This window comes from bacterium (assembly GCA_036382775.1).
Classification (GTDB): Bacteria; Hydrothermota; Tepidihabitantia; order SM23-42; family JAOAFX01; genus DASVHD01.
Map to the genome: position 1 here is coordinate 1 of DASVHD010000032.1, position 19799 is coordinate 19799.

At 49.9% G+C, this 19799-nt stretch carries 14 protein-coding genes; 5 read left to right on the forward strand and 9 right to left on the reverse strand.

The genetic code is table 11. The features are described from left to right. From VF399_06845 to VF399_06885, 9 genes are all read right to left on the reverse strand, one after another. Nucleotides 1-1223: class I tRNA ligase family protein (locus tag VF399_06845; GenBank protein HEX7320052.1), on the reverse strand; the 1223-nt coding region annotated here is incomplete at its 3' end. Between the two features lie 293 nt (nucleotides 1224-1516). Beyond that, the gene (locus VF399_06850) at nucleotides 1517-3307 is read right to left on the reverse strand and encodes a TlpA disulfide reductase family protein (GenBank protein HEX7320053.1); all 1791 of its coding nucleotides are present in this window, start codon (nucleotides 3305-3307) and stop codon (nucleotides 1517-1519) included. Next, the gene (locus tag VF399_06855; protein HEX7320054.1) at nucleotides 3304-3780 is read right to left on the reverse strand and encodes an anti-sigma factor; all 477 of its coding nucleotides are present in this window, start codon (nucleotides 3778-3780) and stop codon (nucleotides 3304-3306) included. Before VF399_06855 ends, VF399_06850 begins: the two co-directional genes overlap by 4 nt. A 62-nt stretch (nucleotides 3781-3842) precedes the next feature. After that, nucleotides 3843-4406 carry a sigma-70 family RNA polymerase sigma factor gene (locus VF399_06860; GenBank protein ID HEX7320055.1) on the reverse strand — a complete coding sequence of 188 codons (564 nt, stop codon included), beginning with the start codon at nucleotides 4404-4406 and terminating at the stop codon, nucleotides 3843-3845. 370 nt (nucleotides 4407-4776) lie between these two features. Next, nucleotides 4777-5595: a bifunctional DNA-formamidopyrimidine glycosylase/DNA-(apurinic or apyrimidinic site) lyase gene (mutM, locus tag VF399_06865; protein ID HEX7320056.1), complete on the reverse strand. Its 819-nt coding sequence runs from the start codon at nucleotides 5593-5595 to the stop codon at nucleotides 4777-4779. A 150-nt stretch (nucleotides 5596-5745) separates the two neighbouring features. Next, nucleotides 5746-8031 (reverse strand): AsmA family protein, encoded by a 2286-nt coding sequence (locus tag VF399_06870; protein HEX7320057.1) that lies wholly within the window; start codon nucleotides 8029-8031, stop codon nucleotides 5746-5748. Nucleotides 8032-8110: 79 nt separating this feature from the next. Then, nucleotides 8111-8752: a site-2 protease family protein gene (locus VF399_06875; GenBank protein HEX7320058.1), complete on the reverse strand. Its 642-nt coding sequence runs from the start codon at nucleotides 8750-8752 to the stop codon at nucleotides 8111-8113. Then, the gene (locus VF399_06880) at nucleotides 8742-9914 is read right to left on the reverse strand and encodes a hypothetical protein (GenBank protein ID HEX7320059.1); all 1173 of its coding nucleotides are present in this window, start codon (nucleotides 9912-9914) and stop codon (nucleotides 8742-8744) included. Before VF399_06880 ends, VF399_06875 begins: the two co-directional genes overlap by 11 nt. Beyond that, complete coding sequence (locus VF399_06885) at nucleotides 9850-10143, reverse strand: DUF3467 domain-containing protein (protein ID HEX7320060.1); 294 nt, start codon at nucleotides 10141-10143, stop codon at nucleotides 9850-9852. The genes VF399_06880 and VF399_06885 overlap by 65 nt, the downstream gene beginning before the upstream one ends. Nucleotides 10144-10266: 123 nt before the next feature. Between VF399_06885 and VF399_06890 the strand changes: the two genes are divergently transcribed. The 5 genes from VF399_06890 to VF399_06910 all read left to right on the forward strand — a co-directional run bounded on the left by VF399_06890 (nucleotide 10267) and on the right by VF399_06910 (nucleotide 19763). After that, a complete protein-coding gene (locus tag VF399_06890) occupies nucleotides 10267-12312 on the forward strand; it encodes an HD domain-containing phosphohydrolase (GenBank protein HEX7320061.1) in 2046 nt (681 codons plus the stop codon). Nucleotides 12313-12354: 42 nt separating this feature from the next. Then, the gene (locus VF399_06895; GenBank protein ID HEX7320062.1) at nucleotides 12355-14430 is read left to right on the forward strand and encodes a tetratricopeptide repeat protein; all 2076 of its coding nucleotides are present in this window, start codon (nucleotides 12355-12357) and stop codon (nucleotides 14428-14430) included. A 62-nt stretch (nucleotides 14431-14492) separates the two neighbouring features. Continuing rightward, nucleotides 14493-15881, forward strand: coding sequence for a hypothetical protein (locus VF399_06900; GenBank protein ID HEX7320063.1), 1389 nt, complete (start codon nucleotides 14493-14495; stop codon nucleotides 15879-15881). 27 nt (nucleotides 15882-15908) lie between these two features. Then, nucleotides 15909-17072, forward strand: a complete 1164-nt coding sequence (locus VF399_06905) for a kelch repeat-containing protein (GenBank protein HEX7320064.1) — start codon at nucleotides 15909-15911, stop codon at nucleotides 17070-17072. A gap of 141 nt (nucleotides 17073-17213) precedes the next feature. Next, complete coding sequence (locus tag VF399_06910; protein HEX7320065.1) at nucleotides 17214-19763, forward strand: TonB-dependent receptor; 2550 nt, start codon at nucleotides 17214-17216, stop codon at nucleotides 19761-19763. Nucleotides 19764-19799: the final 36 nt, after the last annotated feature.

Sequence of the window (19799 nt, forward strand, 5' to 3'; positions counted from 1 at the left end):
CAAAGCTGTCGCGAGATCACCCAGTCGATAACGTTCTCCAACCAGTGGTTGTAGAGGTTTACCCAGCGCTTGGGGTACATCTTGACAACTCCATCATGAACTGCTTTTAAGGCCGGTTCGGCGAGCGGCTTCATCTTGACGAACCATTGCTTGGAAACGCGCGGTTCGACCGCGGTATGGCACCGTTCGCATGTCGTCAGCGGCACTTTATAATTTTCAGTTTTGTCGAGCAAGGATATCTCCAGCAGCATCTGCAGGACTTTTTTGCGGGCTTCGACGCGGTCGATGCCCTTAAGTTTACCCGCATTCTCGTTCAAGGTCGCATCGGAGTTCATTGTATTGATGATACCAAGTTTATGTTTTTTAGCGAGTTCAAAATCGAATTGGTCGTGTGCTGGTGTTACTTTCAAGGCACCCGTGCCGAATTCAGGGTCAACATACTCGTCTGCGATGATCGGGATCTCACGGTCCATGATGGGAAGAAGCGCGGTTTTACCAACCAAGTGCCGATACCGTTCGTCATTGGGATTGACGCAGACCGCCGTGTCGCCCAGCATTGTTTCCGGCCTCGTGGTTGCAACGGTAATGAATTCATCGCCGTTCTTTAATGGGTATTTTATGTAATAAAGCTTATCCATGGTATCCACGGTCTCGACCTGCTCGTTTGAGATCGCGGTCAAGCACCGCGGGCACCAGTTTATAATTTTCTCCCCCCGATATATCAATCCCTTGTTGTAAAGGTCGACGAATACCTTGATAACGCTGCGCGAGTACTCTTCCGACAGGGTGAACCTTTCGCGCGTCCAATCCAGGCCGCACCCTATGGTCCTTAGCTGTTCACGGATGATCCGGGCGTAATCCTCTTTCCATTTCCAAACCTCGGCGATGAATTTTTCCCGGCCCAGGGATTCTTTTTTTACCCCTTTTTCCAGGAGCCTTTCTTCAACAACTACCTGGGTCGCGATCCCGGCGTGGTCCATGCCTGGCAGCCACAAGACCTCAAAACCGCACAGTTTCTTGTAACGGATCAGAATGTCCTGGATCGTGCTGTTCAACACGTGCCCGAGCGTGAGCTTGCCGGTTACGTTCGGCGGCGGGATCGATATCGTGTAAGTTTCTTTTTTAGAACTGGCGTCGGGCGTGAAGAGTTTTTCCTTCAGCCAGGTGTCAGACCATTTCTGCTCGATCCCTTTCGGGTCGTATTTGCTCGAAAAATCATCCATGCGTTAACTATATACAATTTTATACTAATGTCAATTGAATGGGGGGAGAGCAGTTTGACGAGCCTGAAAGCTCTACTTCAGTCGCCGCAACCTTCAGGATGCGAAATATCTTCAGATTTCGGTCAATTATTACGCAGCCTAAAGCCCCGCTTTGCAGGATCATGACCTGCGGCTACAGTTCCTGGAGTAGGGCGTTCACGCCCTTGATCATAATCCCCCTTCTTTCACCTTTGGTAAAAGGGGATAAAGTGGGGGATTTGTATTTCGAGTGATAAGTTAATAAATATTTTACGCTATTTTATGCCTAATTTTTTCAGTTTGTTTGTTATATCTTTCTCATCATTTTCCTTGTCCGAGCCGTACCACGCATCCGCCACTTTCCCGTCACGGTCGATCAGGTATGTCATGGGGCTCGCTCGCCTGCCTGCTTTTGTTTGGTATTGCTTGCATTGTATATCCTGAGCAGCGGGTGATGCGTCAATAACATTGGGATAAGTGATCGAATTTTCATTGAGAAATCGCTTGGCAATTTCATAATCGTCGTCATTGTCAATGCCGATTACAAGAAAATTTTTGTTTTTGAAACGGTTATATATGCGCTCAAGTATTTGCAACTCATCGACTGAACAACCAACACTCCAGAAATACAACAATACAACCTTTCCTTGATAATCTGATAGCTTTATCGAATTACCTTCGATCGATTGCAATTCAAAATCGGGTGCGATTGTGCCCGGTTTTAGAAGGTCATCTTCCCACGAAGGTTCAAAATATTGAGTCCAACCAGCAGGCGGCTTCCATTGATATAGAGAGTTGGCAATATTCGCGTTTATTAATACATTGGTCCATAATTCATTATAAATAAAAATATCATTAGCGCGAATAATTTGACAGATCTTTCTTGGTAACCGGTCGTTTCTCGATACCCAAAAGAATCTGCTCATGGTGTTTTTCTGGATACTCACTTCTATTACGTCGCAGAGTTCACCATTGACCATTTCAACGCCAACGCTCCGAACCCCATCTATAATTTCGTTGAATTTTTTATAACCTCCTTTAAACCAGCCAAGTTCGTAAACCGGTGAAAAATCTGCCCGGAGAAGTTGTACTTGATGAGATAGAGATCTCCCTTCCTCTTGGTATGCCGGTATCCGCATGTATTGTCCGGTTCCAAAAATATCAAGGTTTACGCTGTCAAAAGGTGTCTGTTTGCCTCCCCAGTAAATCCAAAAATATTTGCCATCACAGATAAGCGTACCGGTGACCTTATTATCCCTAATCGCTTCGATGCGCGCAAAATTTGGTTTTTTCAGCCATGCCCTGTAATATGCCTTATTTTGAATAGTCCCCTCGCGCCCACTCCAAACAATTCCTTCAAAATATATGGCATTGGCATTGTAAAAAGCGTCATTCATTTTATTGAACAGCGCACGAGCAACAGGTTCGTCTTTGAAGTTTGGATCTATGGGGTATTGTGTTACCGTTTTTCTGCTCGCCTCCGCCAATGCATTATCAAAATCTCTGCCAGCATCATAAGCCGTTGTTTTGCTGAGAGTAACTGTGATTTCCTTGCCGATTTCAGGCATGACCGGAATGCACCAGCATATCAGTTCGTCATTTATTTTCCTGACCTTTGTCACCACCCACAATTTTTTATCAGCGACATTTGATGTAAGTGTTGCCCCGCCCTTTGTGAGCATAAGGACCGCATTTCCGTCAATGTCTTTAAAAACATCATCCCACATATAGCGTATATAGACTTTACGAAATTCTGTTTTAGCTTCTTCGGTATTCCGGAGCTTTATAAAATCATTGTATATTCGGGCGTAGTTTTTTGCTCTTTCTTTTGCTGCCGGTATGGGGTCATAATCAAAATATGCGAACGATATGGCTTGCGGATCCATTTCCGGCACATCAAGCACGACACGGATCGATGCATACTTCTTTTTCATTTCCTCCAGTTCTTTTTCGGAAAATGGACTTTTCTTTACATGATCCGCAGCCCACAGGTAGCCGAACGTCGCGATAACCGCCACGTTCAACGCTAAGGAGACGATAATTACGACTAAATGCCATTTTTTCATTGCGCACCTCCATTCTGCACGTCATAATTCAATCTATAATTGAGATAATTGGCCAATTCAATGCTAGCCTGTGTTTCAAATATTTCAATTACTCTTGTGTTATGAGGCAATCGCTTGCCAGTCGTTTCTTTATAAAGTGTCCTGCCGATATGATTACCAAATAATATTGATAACAATATTACTGCTACGCATGCTGCAGCCATTATGGTCCTGCCAAATACGCTGAATGGCATTGTGATTTCCCGGTTTTTTTCTAATGTCTTGATTTTGCCGATCAACTTCGCGCTGAATTCGTCAGGGACCGGCATATCATCCAATAGACCGAGTGTGTTGTGAAGCTTTTTTAAAGTTGAAAATTCTGCCTGACAGGTCGCGCAAGTCAGTAAATGATCCGCAATCACATCTTTTTCGTTATCCGGCAAGGCATTATCCAGATAGTTGGATAGTTTCTTTTGTATTTTAGAGCATTTCATTTTTTAGTTCCCCTGATTATTTTGACAAAAAATAAACCGATATTTCGCGCGGTATATTCGCATCACAGTAATTCCTTAAGCATCTTTCTGAGGGTGATCCGCGCGCGAAAGATAAGCGAATGCACCGAAGAAGGGGAGACCTTCATGATATCGGCTATTTCCTGGTGCGATTTATCCTCAAATTGGGCAAGGATCAATGCTAGACGCTGGCGTTTAGGCAGGCTCCTGATCGCTTTTTTGATAATTTCGACTTTGACCTTGGAATCACAATCATTTTGTACGATTAATGCAGAAGAGGTGCTGCCTTCTTTTGATACGTCCTCCAGAGGGATATCCCTTCGTTGTTTTTTAACTTTTATTTTGTAATTAAGGCAGTGATTAACGACAATTCTGTAAAGCCACGTTGAAAATTTGGATCTTTCCTTAAAACTCTTTGCGTTTTTCCAGACTTTTATAAAGATCTCCTGTGCGAGATCCTCAACGTCTTCCTTGTTACCGGTATAGCGGTATATTGTGCTGAAAACCGCCTTTTCGTACTTTTTTACAAGCAGGGCAAAAGACTGCTCGTTACCCTCGGCCGATTGCTTGATCAGGTCGTTATCATTATATGAATTATTGTTATCCATGATCCGGTTTATAATATTACACTATTATTCATTAACCTCACCGTTTTGACAATTTCAGCATTATCAAAATTATTTAATACTATTTAATTAGACAATGTTTTAACAGGAAATGCGCGCTATTATATACATATGGTATGTCATTTGATACGTCACCCCTCACCCTTACCCTCTCCCACAAGGGGAGAGGAAAAAAATGAGAATCTCGCCCACAGAGACACCAGTTATGATTAATATCCTTTTTATGTAGCCGCAACCTTCAGGTTGCGAAATATCTTCAGATTTCGGTCAATTATTACGCAGGCTAAAGCCCCGCTTTGCAGGATCATGACCTGCGGCTACAGTTCCTGGAGTAGGGCGTTCACGCCCGTGATCACTTCTGGCATTTCGGGCAGTAGCGCGTGCCGCGGTTGCCGATCTTTTTGACCACGATGGGCGTACCGCAGACTTTACAGGGCTCGCCTTCCCGGCCGTACACGCAAAGCAGTTTCTGGAAATTGCCGGTCTGTTCGTTAACCCTTTTGTAATCAGAGACGGTCGTGCCGAGATGTTTTATCCCGAGGTGCAGAACATCCTTGAGCGCCAGGAGGAGCTTAAAAACTTCAGCGGTCCGCAGGCTGGACGCCCGGCGGAACGGTCTGATACCGGCCTTGAACAGAGCTTCGTCCGAATAGATATTGCCAACTCCGGCGCAAACCCTCTGGTCTAAAAGCACCGATTTGATCCTGGTCTTGCGCCCCTTTAGTTTTTTCTTAAAATACGCAAAATCGAATTCAGGTGAAATAGGTTCATGGCTCAATTCGCGAAAACCCTTCAGGATCCGCGGTCTGTCATTCTGACCGATAAGGTAGACGCGTCCCAGCACGCGCGGTTCGTCAAATACGAGCAGAGAACCGTCGTTTAACTTAAAGACAATGCGGGCGTGCCTGCTTGGATCTTCTTTTATGAGCAAGGCGCCGGATAAGCGAAGATGAAAGATCAACATTGAACCGCTTTCCAGATCCATGATCAGATATTTTGCGCGGCGCCGGATCCCGGTAATGACCGCATTCTTGATCCGGCGTTTGAATAATTTAGCAGAAGGATAGCCGATGATATCGGAGCGCAGAACGCGGCAGTTTGTTATCGTTTTGCCGGTCAGGAGCGGCTGCAGCTCCCGCTTGATGGTTTCAACTTCGGGAAGTTCGGGCATGGTTCCTTAAAATTCTAAATAAACAGGTATCTCGTTATTCGTGATTCGGCATCGCCACTCGTATCGTTTTTCGTTTGTCGTTTTAGGTGGTCCTTTACCGTATAGCAATGCCGTATAACGATACCAGTAGCCACGCCGTAAAACCATTAACTATTTTTTGAACAGATCCTTCAGTTTCTTTTCCAGGTCTTTTTTCTTCTTGTCCCACTGATCCTGGATCTTGCCCTTAAGGCGCTGCTGGATCTTCTTGGTGTCGAGCGCGAATTTCGGGTCCAGCACTTTGCCGGTGATGTTCATGTCGATGACGGCCTTGCCGGCTTTGTCATAGAACAGAACCCAGTCCGCGTGGCGTTTTTTCAACGCATCGGATTCTTTCTTGTTCAGGGTGAACGTGAGGGCAAGGTTGATCTTGCCGTCGAGTCCGATCGTACCGTTGGTTAACATGTTGCCCATGGATGTTGCCAGCGCCCAGTCATTGACCTGGGTCTTGCCATTGGAGATCTTGAATGAACAAATGAAGTCGTTGAATGGCAGATTTTTCTGGTCCTTAAAACCGAGCCAGGTAAGAAGTCCTGTGACCAGTGCGAAGTTATTGAACGAGCCGCTGCCAAATTTGAAATTTCCTGAAGCATTCATGTTAGATATAACCTGCTTCTGATCAAATCCCTTGCCCTGGAAATTGCCAACGCCGTTCAATTTCGCTTCGAAATTCTCAAACTTGAGAAACCGCTTGAGCACTTTCTGCGCGGACATGTTGGTCATCCGCGAGTTGATCCGGTACGGTTCCGGGCTGTTGATGTTATAGTACAGGTCGAACTGAACCTTGCCGTCGAAGGCGTCGGCGTTGCAGTCCTTGAGGTCGATGACGCCGTTCTCGTACGTGATATTAGTCTTGACGTTCCTGAATTCCATGTCCATGCCGCTGACTTTATTGATCTTCACCGCGCCTTGCAGGGTGATCGGGACCGCGGCACCACCGGTCTTTTTTTGGCCGGCCGCAGGCTTGGGGAACAACTCGTCGAGATCGATGGCATTCGACGTATTGGATAGCTGGATCACGGGTTTTGCGAAATTCGAAATATTCCCGGTCAGGGCAAAATCGGAATTCCCGATGCGGCCGCGGCATACATTGATCTTTGCTCCCTCGTTCTGGAGCGTGCCGTTAAATTGGAAATTAGTGATCGGTTTTGCCAGGCCGATACCGTCAACCATGCCATTGCTGACCGCGAAATCGCCGTAGTATGAAGGCTTGCCCGCCGCACCTTTAACCGCTGTCTTGACATTCATGATTCCTGCGAGTTTCATCGATTTGGTCTCGGACGTCAACCCTTCGAGGTCCTTCAGATCGCCTGCGAGTTTGAGCATAATGTCAAGTAAGGGGTTTTTGGTGAGGTTGGCGATGCTGCCGGACACGTCGAATTTGGATCCGCCGATCTGCCCCTGTACGAGGATGTTCTTTATCGAATTCTGGTCAAAAGACAGGCTCCCGTTGATCTTCTCTACGGGTTTGGTAAAACCCTTTGGTTTGACTAATATGTTCTTTAATTCGCAGCGGCCATCAACTTTGGGCTCCTGGACGGTCCCGAGTACGGACGCGACCGCTTTTATTGCGCCGGTCATCGCCTCGGGTCTGGACTGGGTCGGGATCAGGACCAGTGCTTTGGATACGTCCGGGACATCTATTTCCGCTTTCATGTTCAGGCGCTCGAGTTTCTCGATGGTTCCGCTGGCCACCAGTACGACCGGCTCGTACACCGCCCTGATGTTATTGATCGAAACGTTCTTTTTTACCGAGTCGTACTCAATGTCATTCTCGATCTTGATTATCATTTCCGGCATACTGCCGCTTTTGAGGAGGTAAAGGGTTTGGCTGCCAGAGCAGGATATATTATCACGGGCAAACCTTATGTTCTGACTTATGTCTTTGACCTGGACCTCGCTCTTTGCTATGGCATCCTGGTAAACGACAGAGCAGTTGTGAAGGCCGATGGAATTCAGGGAAACCGTCCATCCACTGCCCTTGGCGCCGGTTTTGGGAACGAACAACCCTATGTTCATCTGACCCTGGGTGTTCTTTTCCACTCTCATCTGCATCCGGTTCAGATCCACGCTGTTGATGACCACATGCCTGCCCAACAGAGGCAGCAGTTGGAGGTTTAACGAGGTTTTTCGGACGCTGGCGAGCGGGTACGCACTGAATCCCTGGGCATTGGGGATAGTCAAGTCATCAACGACGATCCCGATCTTCCAGCCCAGTTTGAGATTGACCGCGCCCATCTGTACCGGATGTTGAAGCGCATCTGATACTGCCTTGGTCGCAATAGACCGGAGATAAGCAGGTGTCAGAAAAGCCCGGATCGCGAAAAACCCGATGATGATCACTATCAACACGATGGCGATCACCAGCAAAACTATCTTTATTCCTTTTTTCAACATCGCAGACCTCCTTTTTAGAGATAAGCTGATAAATACAGGTAAATCATTGGTTTTTGTAAGCCTGTGTCAGAGACGGTCATCAGAACATTCCTGATGTTCCGGCAAACAGCCGGCCGAAGAAAGCAACGAAAGGACCGATCCACCCCCATAGAACCGGCACGCCCGTGATCCGGTCGAAGAATATCAAGCCGAGTAGGATTATGACTCCGTAACGTTCGAGCCATAATTCTACTGGCGCGAAGGAGGTCGGCAATAGACTGAAAAGGACCTTGGATCCGTCAAGCGGCGGCACCGGGATCAAGTTAAAAGCGCAGAGAATTAAATTATAAAGCAGTCCCAGCTGGAGCATGACCGCCAGCGGGTATAAGAACTTCACGGCCGTGATATCCGGTAATAAGCGCAACACCAGTCCAAAGGGTACAGCCAGCAGAAAATTAGACAGGGGGCCAGCCAGCGAAGTTATTAATATTCCTTTTCGATAGTTATAAAAATTTCTCGGATCCACGGGCACGGGTTTTGCCCAGCCAAAACGGAACAGCAGGAACGCAAGGAATCCAAACCAATCAATGTGCTTAATGGGGTTAAAGGTCAGGCGTCCGGCATATTTTGCCGTGGGATCGCCCATTTTGAGCGCCGCGTAGCCGTGGCAGAACTCATGTATGGTCAGAGCCAGCAAAAGGGGCGGCAAAGACATGATCAGGACCGCGATCTCATTGGCCATGTTTTTTCAGCGCCTCCAGCGCTTTGCTTCTGTTCTTTGCGGAGATCTTGCCGTCAAGCTGAAGTTTAAATGTCTTCGCGAGCAGCCGCTTGTATGCAGGGCCTGGCTTCAATCCTATTTTTTTCAAGTCATTGCCCGTGATAAGAGGCTTAACGTGCCGCATTTTTTTAAACGCATTGACCTTATTGTTGAGCGTAGGTTTTAATGCCGGGATGACTGACATGATCTCGGGCGGGAGAGTCGCGAGTATTTCATAGATCTGGTGATAATGTCGGGCTCGCGACAATCGAGCGATGATCTGGTCCAGACGTCCAACTTCACGTACGAGCTGCGCTTCATGGCTGGGGAGGGGCAGATGCTTGAAACGAGTGTGCGCCATGAACGCATACAGCTTTAGTTCTCCCATCCGGTCCAGCATTATCAGCTTTGCCCTGGGCAGGCTGACAATGCCATAGCGGACAAGGTCTCGTAACACCTGCGCCTCACTTTTTTCAGCGAAGATAAGTCGCAATTCGTTCAAAACGCGCTGGCCCGAAAGCCGCTCGATCATGTTCTTGGCGATCGCATCGCGCAGCCTGGCATCGGTCGCTTTATCCAGCCTGAAACCGAAACGATTCTTATACCGCAGCGCCCGAAAGACCCTGGTCGGATCGTCGACGAAACTCTGGTCATGAAGGATCCTGATCAGTCCCTTCCGGATGTCGTTGACACCCGAGAATGGATCGTATAGTTCACCGAGATCCGCGCGGTTAAGCGACATGCAGAGCGCATTGATCGTGAAATCCCTGCGCTGAAGGTCTTCCTTGATGGTCGCGGGGATGACCCTGGGTAATTCCGCGGGCGACGGATAGGTTTCGGTGCGCGCGCCGGCCAGGTCGACCCTGTTGCCGGTTTTGGTAATGATGGAGGCGGTGTTGAAATCCTTATACGCCAGGAGTTTTCCTTTCAGGATCTTATTAAGTTCCCTGGCCGCCTTCAGAACATCCCCTTCGATTACGATATCGATATCCACCGGATCGACACCGAGCACCATATCACGCGGGCAGCCGCCCATGAGGTAGGCGCGGTATCTGGAATGAACAAAGAAATCGGCGATCTTATTTAAAACCGATCTCTTTGGATTCTTTGCCGAATATTTTAATTTTACCGAACCGCTCTTCATATTTTTTCAAATTTTCATCGAGCGCATCCCTGAGCAGGCAGGCGTTCTGCGGCGTCATCAGGATGCGCGCGAACACCTTGGCTTTCTGCAGACCGGGCAGGATCCGCGCGAAATCAAGAATGAATTCCGACGGCGAGTGGGCGATGAGCACGATGTTGGAATAGATCCCTTCGGACTGTTCCGGACTGATCTCGACGCTGATCTGCTGCGGCTGTTTTTTCTCATCCATGGCATCTCCTTGTGGCCAATTATACACACCGGTCGCGCATAATCAAGAACCACGCTTTAATATGCCTTTCCACCGGTCGGCCATGCTTGACTAAACGAACTGGATAAGTATAATGTTCCATTCATGCCGTTACATAACCATCACCGTGATCAATGGACGATCAAGAGGCTTACGCAGATCGTTGACCACGCCATCGGCGAGCTGGATGCTGATTCGGGATTGATACGCGGGTTCGACCCCAAGACCAGGACCTTGAAACTCATCGCGACCGGCAGCAGCCGGATCCATCTCGACGCGACGGCGTCGGTCAAAGTGGGAGAGGGTATAAGCGGTTACGTCGCGTTGAAGAAAAAGAACGTGGTGATCGGTAATGTTGACGGGCACCCGCATCTGGGATCGCGCGAGTTCATACGCAAACACGGGATCAAATCGGTCATCGGCGCGCCGATATTCGTCGGCCGCAAGTTATACGGCACTTTCACTTTCCATTCGACAAAGAAAAATCATTTCTCAAGCAAACATTTCAAAAGACTGAAGGATGATATCCTTTTCGCCAGCGTTTTTCTGCATTACCTGTCGCTGCTTGAAACCGCGAGCCGTGAAGCAAACCATTTCAAAGCCCTCGATGAAATGAACCGCGCGGTCGCCGCGGAACTGACCACTGAGAGATTATACAAAGAGATCTTCAATCACATTAAGAAGATAGTAGAACCGCAGAACTTCCGTATTGACCTGTACACGGAAGAGGAAGATAAAGCGCGGATGGTTTTCTGCATCGAGAACGGGAAGCCCAAAAATATCGATTTTCATCCTGTCATCGACTTGAAAGGGTCCAAGGTTGCGAGAAAGATCATAACGGAAAGAAAACCCGTGCGGTTCTCCAATTTGAACCGTAGTCTCACCGGGTACGGACGAAAAGTACCCTTGGACATGATGGTCGCGTCGTTTGTCGGGCTGCCTATGATTGTCCGTAACCGCTGCATTGGCTATATAATGTGCTGGGACCGCGTACGGAAGGATGTTTTTGACAAGCAGACGGTGAAACTGTTATCCCTGGCAGCGGCCCAGGCCGCGGTGACGATAAACAACGCCCAGTTGTTTGAACAACTGAACAAATCGATCAGTGATCTGACACTCTTATACCAGATCGAATATGTCATCAGCAGTATCCTCAACCTGGAACCGCTACTCAAAACGATCGTAGACCTTATCGGTCGGGCGTTCGATGGCGTCATCACCGCGATCCTGCTGTCGGACGAGAAAGAAGAGAACCTGACGATCGGAGCGATCTCCAAAGGCGTCGAGATCCAGCCGCGTTACGCAGTCGTGCCTTTTCACCAGGGGATCATCGGCGAGGCGATCAGCAGCAAGCGCGCGGTCTACGCACCGTGCGTGACGGATAACGCTTCGTATGTGGAGGCGATACCGGGGGTAATATGCGAACTCGCCATCCCGCTTATGGTGGGTACCAAGACGCTTGGCGTCATCGATTTCGAGAGCCGGACCGAGCATTGCTTCAACCGCCAGGCGCTTGACCTGCTTGATGACGTTGCGCACCGCATATCGGTTGCGTTGGAAAACGCGCTACTGTATGAAAAACTGGAAAAGAACTATGCGGCGACCGTGCGCGCTCTGGTGTTGGCTGTTGAGGCGAAGGACGCCTATACCAGGGGGCATTCGGAACGCGTCACCAGGTTGGCGGTTAAGCTGGCCGAGGGCTTGAAATTGTCCGAGCCGACGGTGCGCCGGCTGTACTGGGCCGGGTTGCTGCATGATATCGGCAAGATCGGGGTTAGCGAGAAGGTTCTCAACAAGCCAAAGACCCTTAATGATTTCGAATTTGAAGAGATCAAAAGGCATCCGATCGAAGGCGCGCGAATGCTGGAAGAGATCGAACAAATGAAGGATATAATCCCCATAATCAGGCATCACCACGAGAATTACGACGGAACCGGCTATCCTGACAAATTGAAGGGCAGCGATATTCCAATTGAGGCGAGGATATTGGCGGTGTGCGACATGTACGATGCTTTTACCTCGGCCCGGCCATATCGCCGTCCGTATGTCAAGGTAAAGGCGCTGGACCGTTTAATATCCTTCAAGGGAACCAGGTTGGACCCGAAGATCGTTGAGACGTTCATGGCGTTGTTCAGCGACAGTTCTCTCTGAAATTGCGTCCGCAGCAACCGAGTATAACATTGGCAAATATTAATGAATACTAAAGACCGTTTTTACGCACTGGGAACAAGATACGCCGAGCAAGGCAAGATCAAGAACCTTGAAAACCTATTAGAGAAACTAAAACGCAGGAAACCGACCGCCGAGTACTTCTATCTTAGCGCCCGGTTGTGGTACCTTAAAGGCGGTCTGGCTGAGGCATTGAGTTCTTGTGACCGATCGTACTCGCTCGCGACCCGCACTGGCAGGACATCTCTGCGCTGCCAGATCCTGATCATGAAATCGGCGATACTGCGCCGCCAGGGTGAATACCTCAGTTCCAACCGCGTCCTATTAGAATGTCTGGGGATCGCCAAAGGCAAGGACCCGGCACTGTGCGGGGACATCTACAACACTATGGGCGTCAACTATTGGATGATGGCGGAGTTCGAGCAGGCTAAAAAATATTATCGGAAAGCCCACCGGATATCGAAAAATATCAATGAAAATATCCTTTTCCTGAAGTCGTCCATTAACCTTGGTATTGTGCCGTTACATCAAGGTAATTTCTTTGAAGCCGAAGTCTACCTGCGCAACGCGATCGAGCTGTGCGAAAAAGAAAAACAGGAAAGACTGAAGATCTACGCTATGCTCAACCTTGGCGAGCTTTTCGGTTTCAGCGGAAAATGGGAACTGGGCAAAAAGGTATTGGACCAGTGCCGCCGCAGCGGATCCAAGCTTGGTCTTGTTTATGAGCAGGGGGCATCCATGTGGCTGCTGGGAAATATTTTCCGGGATGACCAGGATTTCATGAAGGCAAGACAGCTCTACACGGCGGCGCTGAAACTGCTGGAAAGGAGTTCCTCCTATTCCGAGTGCCTTTATGTCTATTTCAACCTGGGCGTACTGGAGCGGTTGTGCAAAGACTATCCGAAAGCGCTCGTGTACATGAACGAAGCGGAAAAGATAATCAACCAGACCAAAGAGCGGCTGGTCCAGGGTCTATTCCATCTGGAAAAAGGTTACCTGTTGTGGCTGATCGGCGAACACGATGCTGCATTCCTTTACTTGGAAAAGGGCCTGGAAGAAACCGGCGGACGTCAATACGACCATATGGTCGGCCTTCTCTATTCCTATATTATGCGGAAGGTCGATGGCGGGAAACACCCCCGTGAATTCGAGCGGTTGCTGAAGCTCTGCGCGAAAAGGGGATACTATACAATATTTATCAGGGAACAGGAGACGCTGCTTGGGCTGCTCAGCGACAGCATGGCGCGTTCCCGAAAAGCCGTGCTGCCCAGGGTAATCCTGCTCGATCTGGCAACCAGGGATAAACGCATCGTGGACGTACTGCTGCGCCAGGAATCGCGCGCCTGCCGGGAGGCGGCGTTCTACGTCATTGAGCGGCTGCAGTTGTTGACATATATCCCGGTCGTAAAGGAGCTTGTGTGGGACCTCAATTCACCCGCGACCCAGAAAGCTGTTGAAATGCTGGAACGGATGGACACGGGGGCAAGAGTGCCGCATCTCAAGATCGATCTCATGGGCCGGTTCAAGATCACCAGGGGCGGCGACGTGAACGTGCCGATCAACCGTGAAAAAGCCCGGAACCTTTTAAAGATCCTTATTCTCCATAATAAACGCGCGCTCGTTAAAGATCAACTCATGGAAATGCTCTGGCCCGGGGATCCGCCTCGGAAGTCATTCAACTCGTTGCGCCAGACGGTTTTCCTTTTAAGGAGAGATCTGCAACATTACGGTCTGGACGCTGACGAGCTTGTTCATCGGGACCATGGCATGTATGAATTCCGCCATCCCGACCAGAAGCTCGAAGTTGATTATTTCCAGTTCATCAGCCTGGCAAAAAAGGGTGATCTGCTGATGGATAAGGGCGATACGAAGCAAGCGCTTGTCACCTATGAACAGGCGCTGGAAAAATACCGCGGGCCTTTGCTGCCGGAAAACATTTACGATGCCTGGATCGAGCCGATCCGACGGCATATCAGATCGGTCTTCGCGCAAGTCGCCAGGATCGTGCACAAGAATCTGGAAATAACGGATGCACAGAGGGCGGGGCGATTTTGGCGGGATGTGGTCGAGCGCGACCATGATGCATTCAATTTAACCTAAATAACACAAAAATAACATAATTAGATATATTATATACTAGTGGATATAGTGAAGGAGGAACTATGATCTCATGTTTTGCGGTATTATGCATTTTCTCTCAGATCGTATGGCAGAACACCGGCGAGCTCACAGGTGCAGCGAGGGTAGGGGATATTACCCAGGGGCTGGGAGGATATATCTACGCCGGTACCAGGGCCGGTCCGATCCCCGGTTCGCAGGACAGCGGTTGGGTCTATGTTTCGCAGGATTTCTGGAACTGGAGCGTGACCGCCGACCTGCCCGGCAACCAGGAAGGCGTTTATTGTTTGATCAATGGACAGGGCGATACTCTTTTTGCCGGTACCGGCATGTGGGGAGATCTGCCGCGCGTGTTCAAATCCAGCGACGGCGGGTCAAGCTGGGCGGTTTTGAATTCCTACGGCACATACCGGCCCGGTTCACGGGTCACTGCTTTTCTTGAAGATAACCTGGGCATGCTCCATCTCGGGAATGATTACATGGGGATGTCGTCGGCGATACCCCGCCGGTCGCTGGACCGCGGTTCAATCTGGCTTGTGGACAGCGGCACGATATATTACAACAGCATGCATTACTGCCTTTATCAGAGTTCAGACAATACCATCTATTTCGGGAGTTGGGGCACGGGCGGAGGGATCCACCGCTCAACCAACAATGGCCAGGCCTGGAGTCCTTGCACCGCATTACCGGGTTTCAGCGACAGCTACGCGATCATTGAAGTCGGCGCCGATACGGTCTTCGTGGGTCTTGATTCGGCAGGTATCGGCAGGATAAAGAAAACCGCTGACCAGGGTACGACATGGTCGGATGTCGGAGCCGGTTATTTTTCTACGACCACGAGTATACGATCCCTGCTGCTGGCTTCCGACGGCATGATCTTCGCAGGAACCACGCCCAACGCCGAGGTGTTCGTGTCCAATGACCGCGGCAACACGTGGATCAGCACGGGCGCATTGAGCGGCGCGACGACCGTTTACAAAATGATCGAAGCCCGGAAGACCACCGGATACGGCGACAGCGTCTTTATTTTTGCCGCCACCGGCGCGAACGGCGATGTTTTCAGGGCCCTGCTATACACTGTCGGCATTGAGGAGGACCATGCTCCCGGACAAACTTGCCAGGGGATCACGGTCGCACCCAATCCGGCTAGCGGTAAGACCACGATTAAATTTCAAATTCACCCCTACCCTTACCTTACCCCCTCAAGGGGGAGGATTGAGGAGGGGGGGACCAAATCTCAAATGTCAATGAAGATTTACAATGCTGCTGGTCGACTAGTAAAGCAATTTAACTATTTAACCATTCAACTATTTAACCAAGTCATCTGGGACGGCTCAGATGACATTGGCCGCAAACTTCCTGCCGGCGTTTATGTGTTCCGGCATGAGCATGACGGTGGAGTGGATGCCGGAAAACTTGTCATTGTGGAATAGAGGTAGATAAAGGCCTAAGGAGGTGCTATGAGCCGCGTCGACAGTGTTCTGCGTTTGGGTGTCACTCTTGTTTTTTTATCCGCTGCACTTTTCCCGATCTCATGGCAGGTAAAATCCGAAATGCTCACGCCGCGCAGTTTCCTGGGGATCGCATCGGTAGGGGGCAAGCTGTACGCGATCGGCGGCAGGAACAGCGCCGGAACGCTCGATACGCTGGAAATATATGACCAGTCATCCGATACCTGGTCGACCGGCAATTCGATGCCATCAATTAGACGCGAGTTCGGGACCGCCGCGGTCCAGGACAAGATCTACGTTCTTGGCGGATATAATGGCACCGCTGTACTATCATCGGTCCTTGAATTCGATCCCGAGTCGGGTAACTGGACAGCGAAATCAGACATGCCGGCCCCGCGGGAAGACATGGCAACAGCCGTTATCAATGACCGTATCTATGTGATCGGCGGCGACAATGGTTCGATTTGCGTGGACACGGTATACGAATATGATCCAGTCGGAGATGTTTGGACTACGAAGGCACCTCTTCCAACGCCGCGCAATTGTTTGACGGCGCAGCAGGTCAACGGCAAAATTTACGCGATCGGTGGGTGTCTGGATACCGGGAGCGCGAGCAGCGCAGTTGAGGAATACGACACGGTCACCGGGTTGTGGGTTGCAAAAACACCGATGCCCACGGCAAGATTAGGTATTGCTTCTGCTGCCGTCAACGGCAGGATCTATGTCATGGGCGGATTTGCGCCAGTCAACTATTTTTATTCAACGGTCGAGTCATATGACGAGGGTGCGGATTCATGGACCACAGATGCTTCCATGTCTGTTGCGCGCTGGGCATTGGCCGCGGACACCGCCGCTCAAAACATCTATGCGGTGGGCGGTCAGACTCTATATCACAGCGGCTGGACCGGTTTGAACGAAGAAGCCTTGGTGATAGTATCGGTCAAGGAGTACAACGTAGAGGCCAGCGATGAAAGACGGCCGCGACAGGTTTTGTTCGCAGATCGCATGGTCATTCCGGGTCTTGAACATGAGTGGCTGGCTGTTTATGACGTGCATGGTTCACTGGTTGCAAAGCAGAGGGGCAGCGAGATCGGTCTGGGACTGGCTCCCGGCGTCTATTTTGTCGTCGGCACGCAGTCCGAAAAACCGTTTAGAGTCATTAAGATCAGATAACCATGCAATGATGGCGGAGCGGTTATCTGTACGATGATCAATTAATCATTGATTTAGCATCCCGGGTAATTATAATATATTCAGTATTTTAAGCGCATGGTGATGCCTTTTGAACGATAAAAGGTAAAAGGAGCAGAAGATATGAAAAGATCAAAGATAATGCCGGTCATATTACTCTTGATGCTAATGACGCTGTTCGCTGGCGCCGGGACGGTCGGTAAAATAAGCGGCTGGGTAAGTGACGCGGCGACCACCGAACCGTTGATAAACGCCAATGTCATTATCAAAAGCCTTGAGATCGGAACTTCAGCCGACGTGGACGGGAGTTATTTCATACTCAACGTGCCGCCTGGCATCTATGAGATCGAAGCGAGCATGCTCGGCTATCAGTCGGAGATTATGAAAGGCGTCCAGGTCTATGCCGACCGGACGACTTTTCTGGATTTTGACCTTACGGAAACCGTTCTATGGATTGAACCGGTGACCGCGGTCGCAACAAGACCGGTCATTGAGATCGCGATGACCTCGAAGGAAACCCGGGTGACGGGAAGTGAATTGGACCTCATGCCGGTGGAAAAACTTAGCGAGGCGATAATCATCCAGGGCGGCGTTACAACCGACGCTTCGGGCGACATCCATGTCCGGGGCGGCCGCAGCGGCGAAGTTGCATATTACATTGACGGGATTGAAGCATCTAACCCGTTGCTCGGCAACGCGCCCTTGCTGTCGAAGAACCTGGTATCCGAGATGTCCTTGCTGAGCGGGACGTTCAATGCCGAATACGGAAATGTCATGAGCGGCGTGGTTAATGTCGTGACGCCTGAAGGGCAGAGCAAATTTTCGTCGCAGATCGAGTACACATCCCTGATGGTTAACTCGTCCCCTTATCGGAAAAAAGACTGGATGTCGGGCGGGATCCCTCCGGCATACGATAGTCATCGGGATTCTGCCGATAATTCACTTTACAGTCCGCCGAATGTCATGGATGCCAATGACCTTCCTTTTCTGGGTGAGGTCAGTGGTCATATGGAAGGACCTTTATTCTTCGACAAGAGCACGAGATTTTTTGTCGGCGGTAATTATTCGAACCAGAACTCAGTCCTGCCTTTCGGCTATGAGCTTGTGCGTACGATAAACGGCAAGATCACTAAAAAGCTGGGACCATACCTGAAGTTATTCGCTGACCTGCAGTATGCGGAGAATGAAAGCCAGGGTTACAGCCATGTGTACAAGTACATCCCCGAGAATTATCTGGTCAGCGACAACAGCGACAGCCGGGTTCTGACCGGTATCAACCACGCACCCGGAAAGAATTTTTATTACAACCTGCGTTTCGGCTATATGAGATCCACGATCAACATTAAAGTCCCGGACCTGCCTGACAGCGTGATCGAAGAACCGGTCTATGACAATTATTCCGAGTTCTATATATCGGGTTACCCGATCTTTCGGCAGACCGTTGAGACCAAAAAGTACGTGGCCAAGGCGGACTTCAATCTGTTGACCCGCTCGATCCACAACTTCAAATTCGGTCTGGAGAACAATATCTATTCGTTCGCGCAGAACAACCGGCAGCAGCTTTTTACCCGCGGACCGATCGTCTATCAGGATTACACAAAACAGCCGGTTGCAGGAGCGGTTTTCATCCAGGATAATATCGAACATCGGTACATGATATTGAACCTGGGCCTGAGGTTCGACTATAATTATCCCAACGCGGTGATGTGGGAGGATGTCGAAAATCCCAATTCTGAAACGACCGAGGTAAAACCGAGTTATCAGCTTTCCCCCAGGTTCGGGTTGTCCCATCCGATCACTGACCAGGCAATGCTTCATTTCGCGTACGGGCATTTTTTCCAGAACCCGCCTTACGAGATCATGTACTTTAACAATAACTATGTCCTGCATCCGGAAAGCATCCCGAGGTATGGTCTGGTCGGGAACCCCAGGATCCTGCCGGAACGGACAACGACCTACGAGGTTGGCGTGAAGTACGCGATCGCCGAGATCTACGGTCTTGACCTGACGCTGTTCCTGAAGGACATCAAAGACCTGCTCTCAACCACCGAAGTCCGGCTGTTCCCCTACGACTACATTGTTTATACGAACGAGGACTTCGGCAGCGTCCAGGGGTTTGACCTGACGATCACCCGGCAGCTCATTTCCAGGTTCGGGTTCGATATCAATTACACGTACCAGGTCGCGCGCGGCAACCGGTCTTTCGCGATGCAGGGTTTCTACGATGTCTACACCGGTTTACCGGAGCGCATGGAGGAATATTACCTCGATTTTGACCGGCGGCACACGCTGGCGACCAACGTCGATCTTCTCTTTAACGATTTGGGCGGGTTCGTGGCGAATTTCCGGCTGGCCAGCGGTCTGCCGTATACACCATACATCAGCGAGGGCCTGGTCGTCGAGGCAAATTCAGGCCGCATGGCATGGGAATATTCTCTGGACCTGATGATCCATCAAGGAGTGCGAACCGGTTTTGGTACGGTCACACTATTCGCTAAGGGTCTTAATTTGACGGATCACATCAATCCGCGTTATGTCTATTCCCGTACCGGTGATCCCTGGGATTCAGGCGAAGAATCGGGCGGCTTGATGGGTTCGCGCGACTACGTTGTCGATCCAGCCAATGTCGGGCAGCGTCGGACGATCAAAGCCGGCTTGAGGATCGCGATTTGACCATGAGATCAATATTGCGGAATAACAGATAAAGGA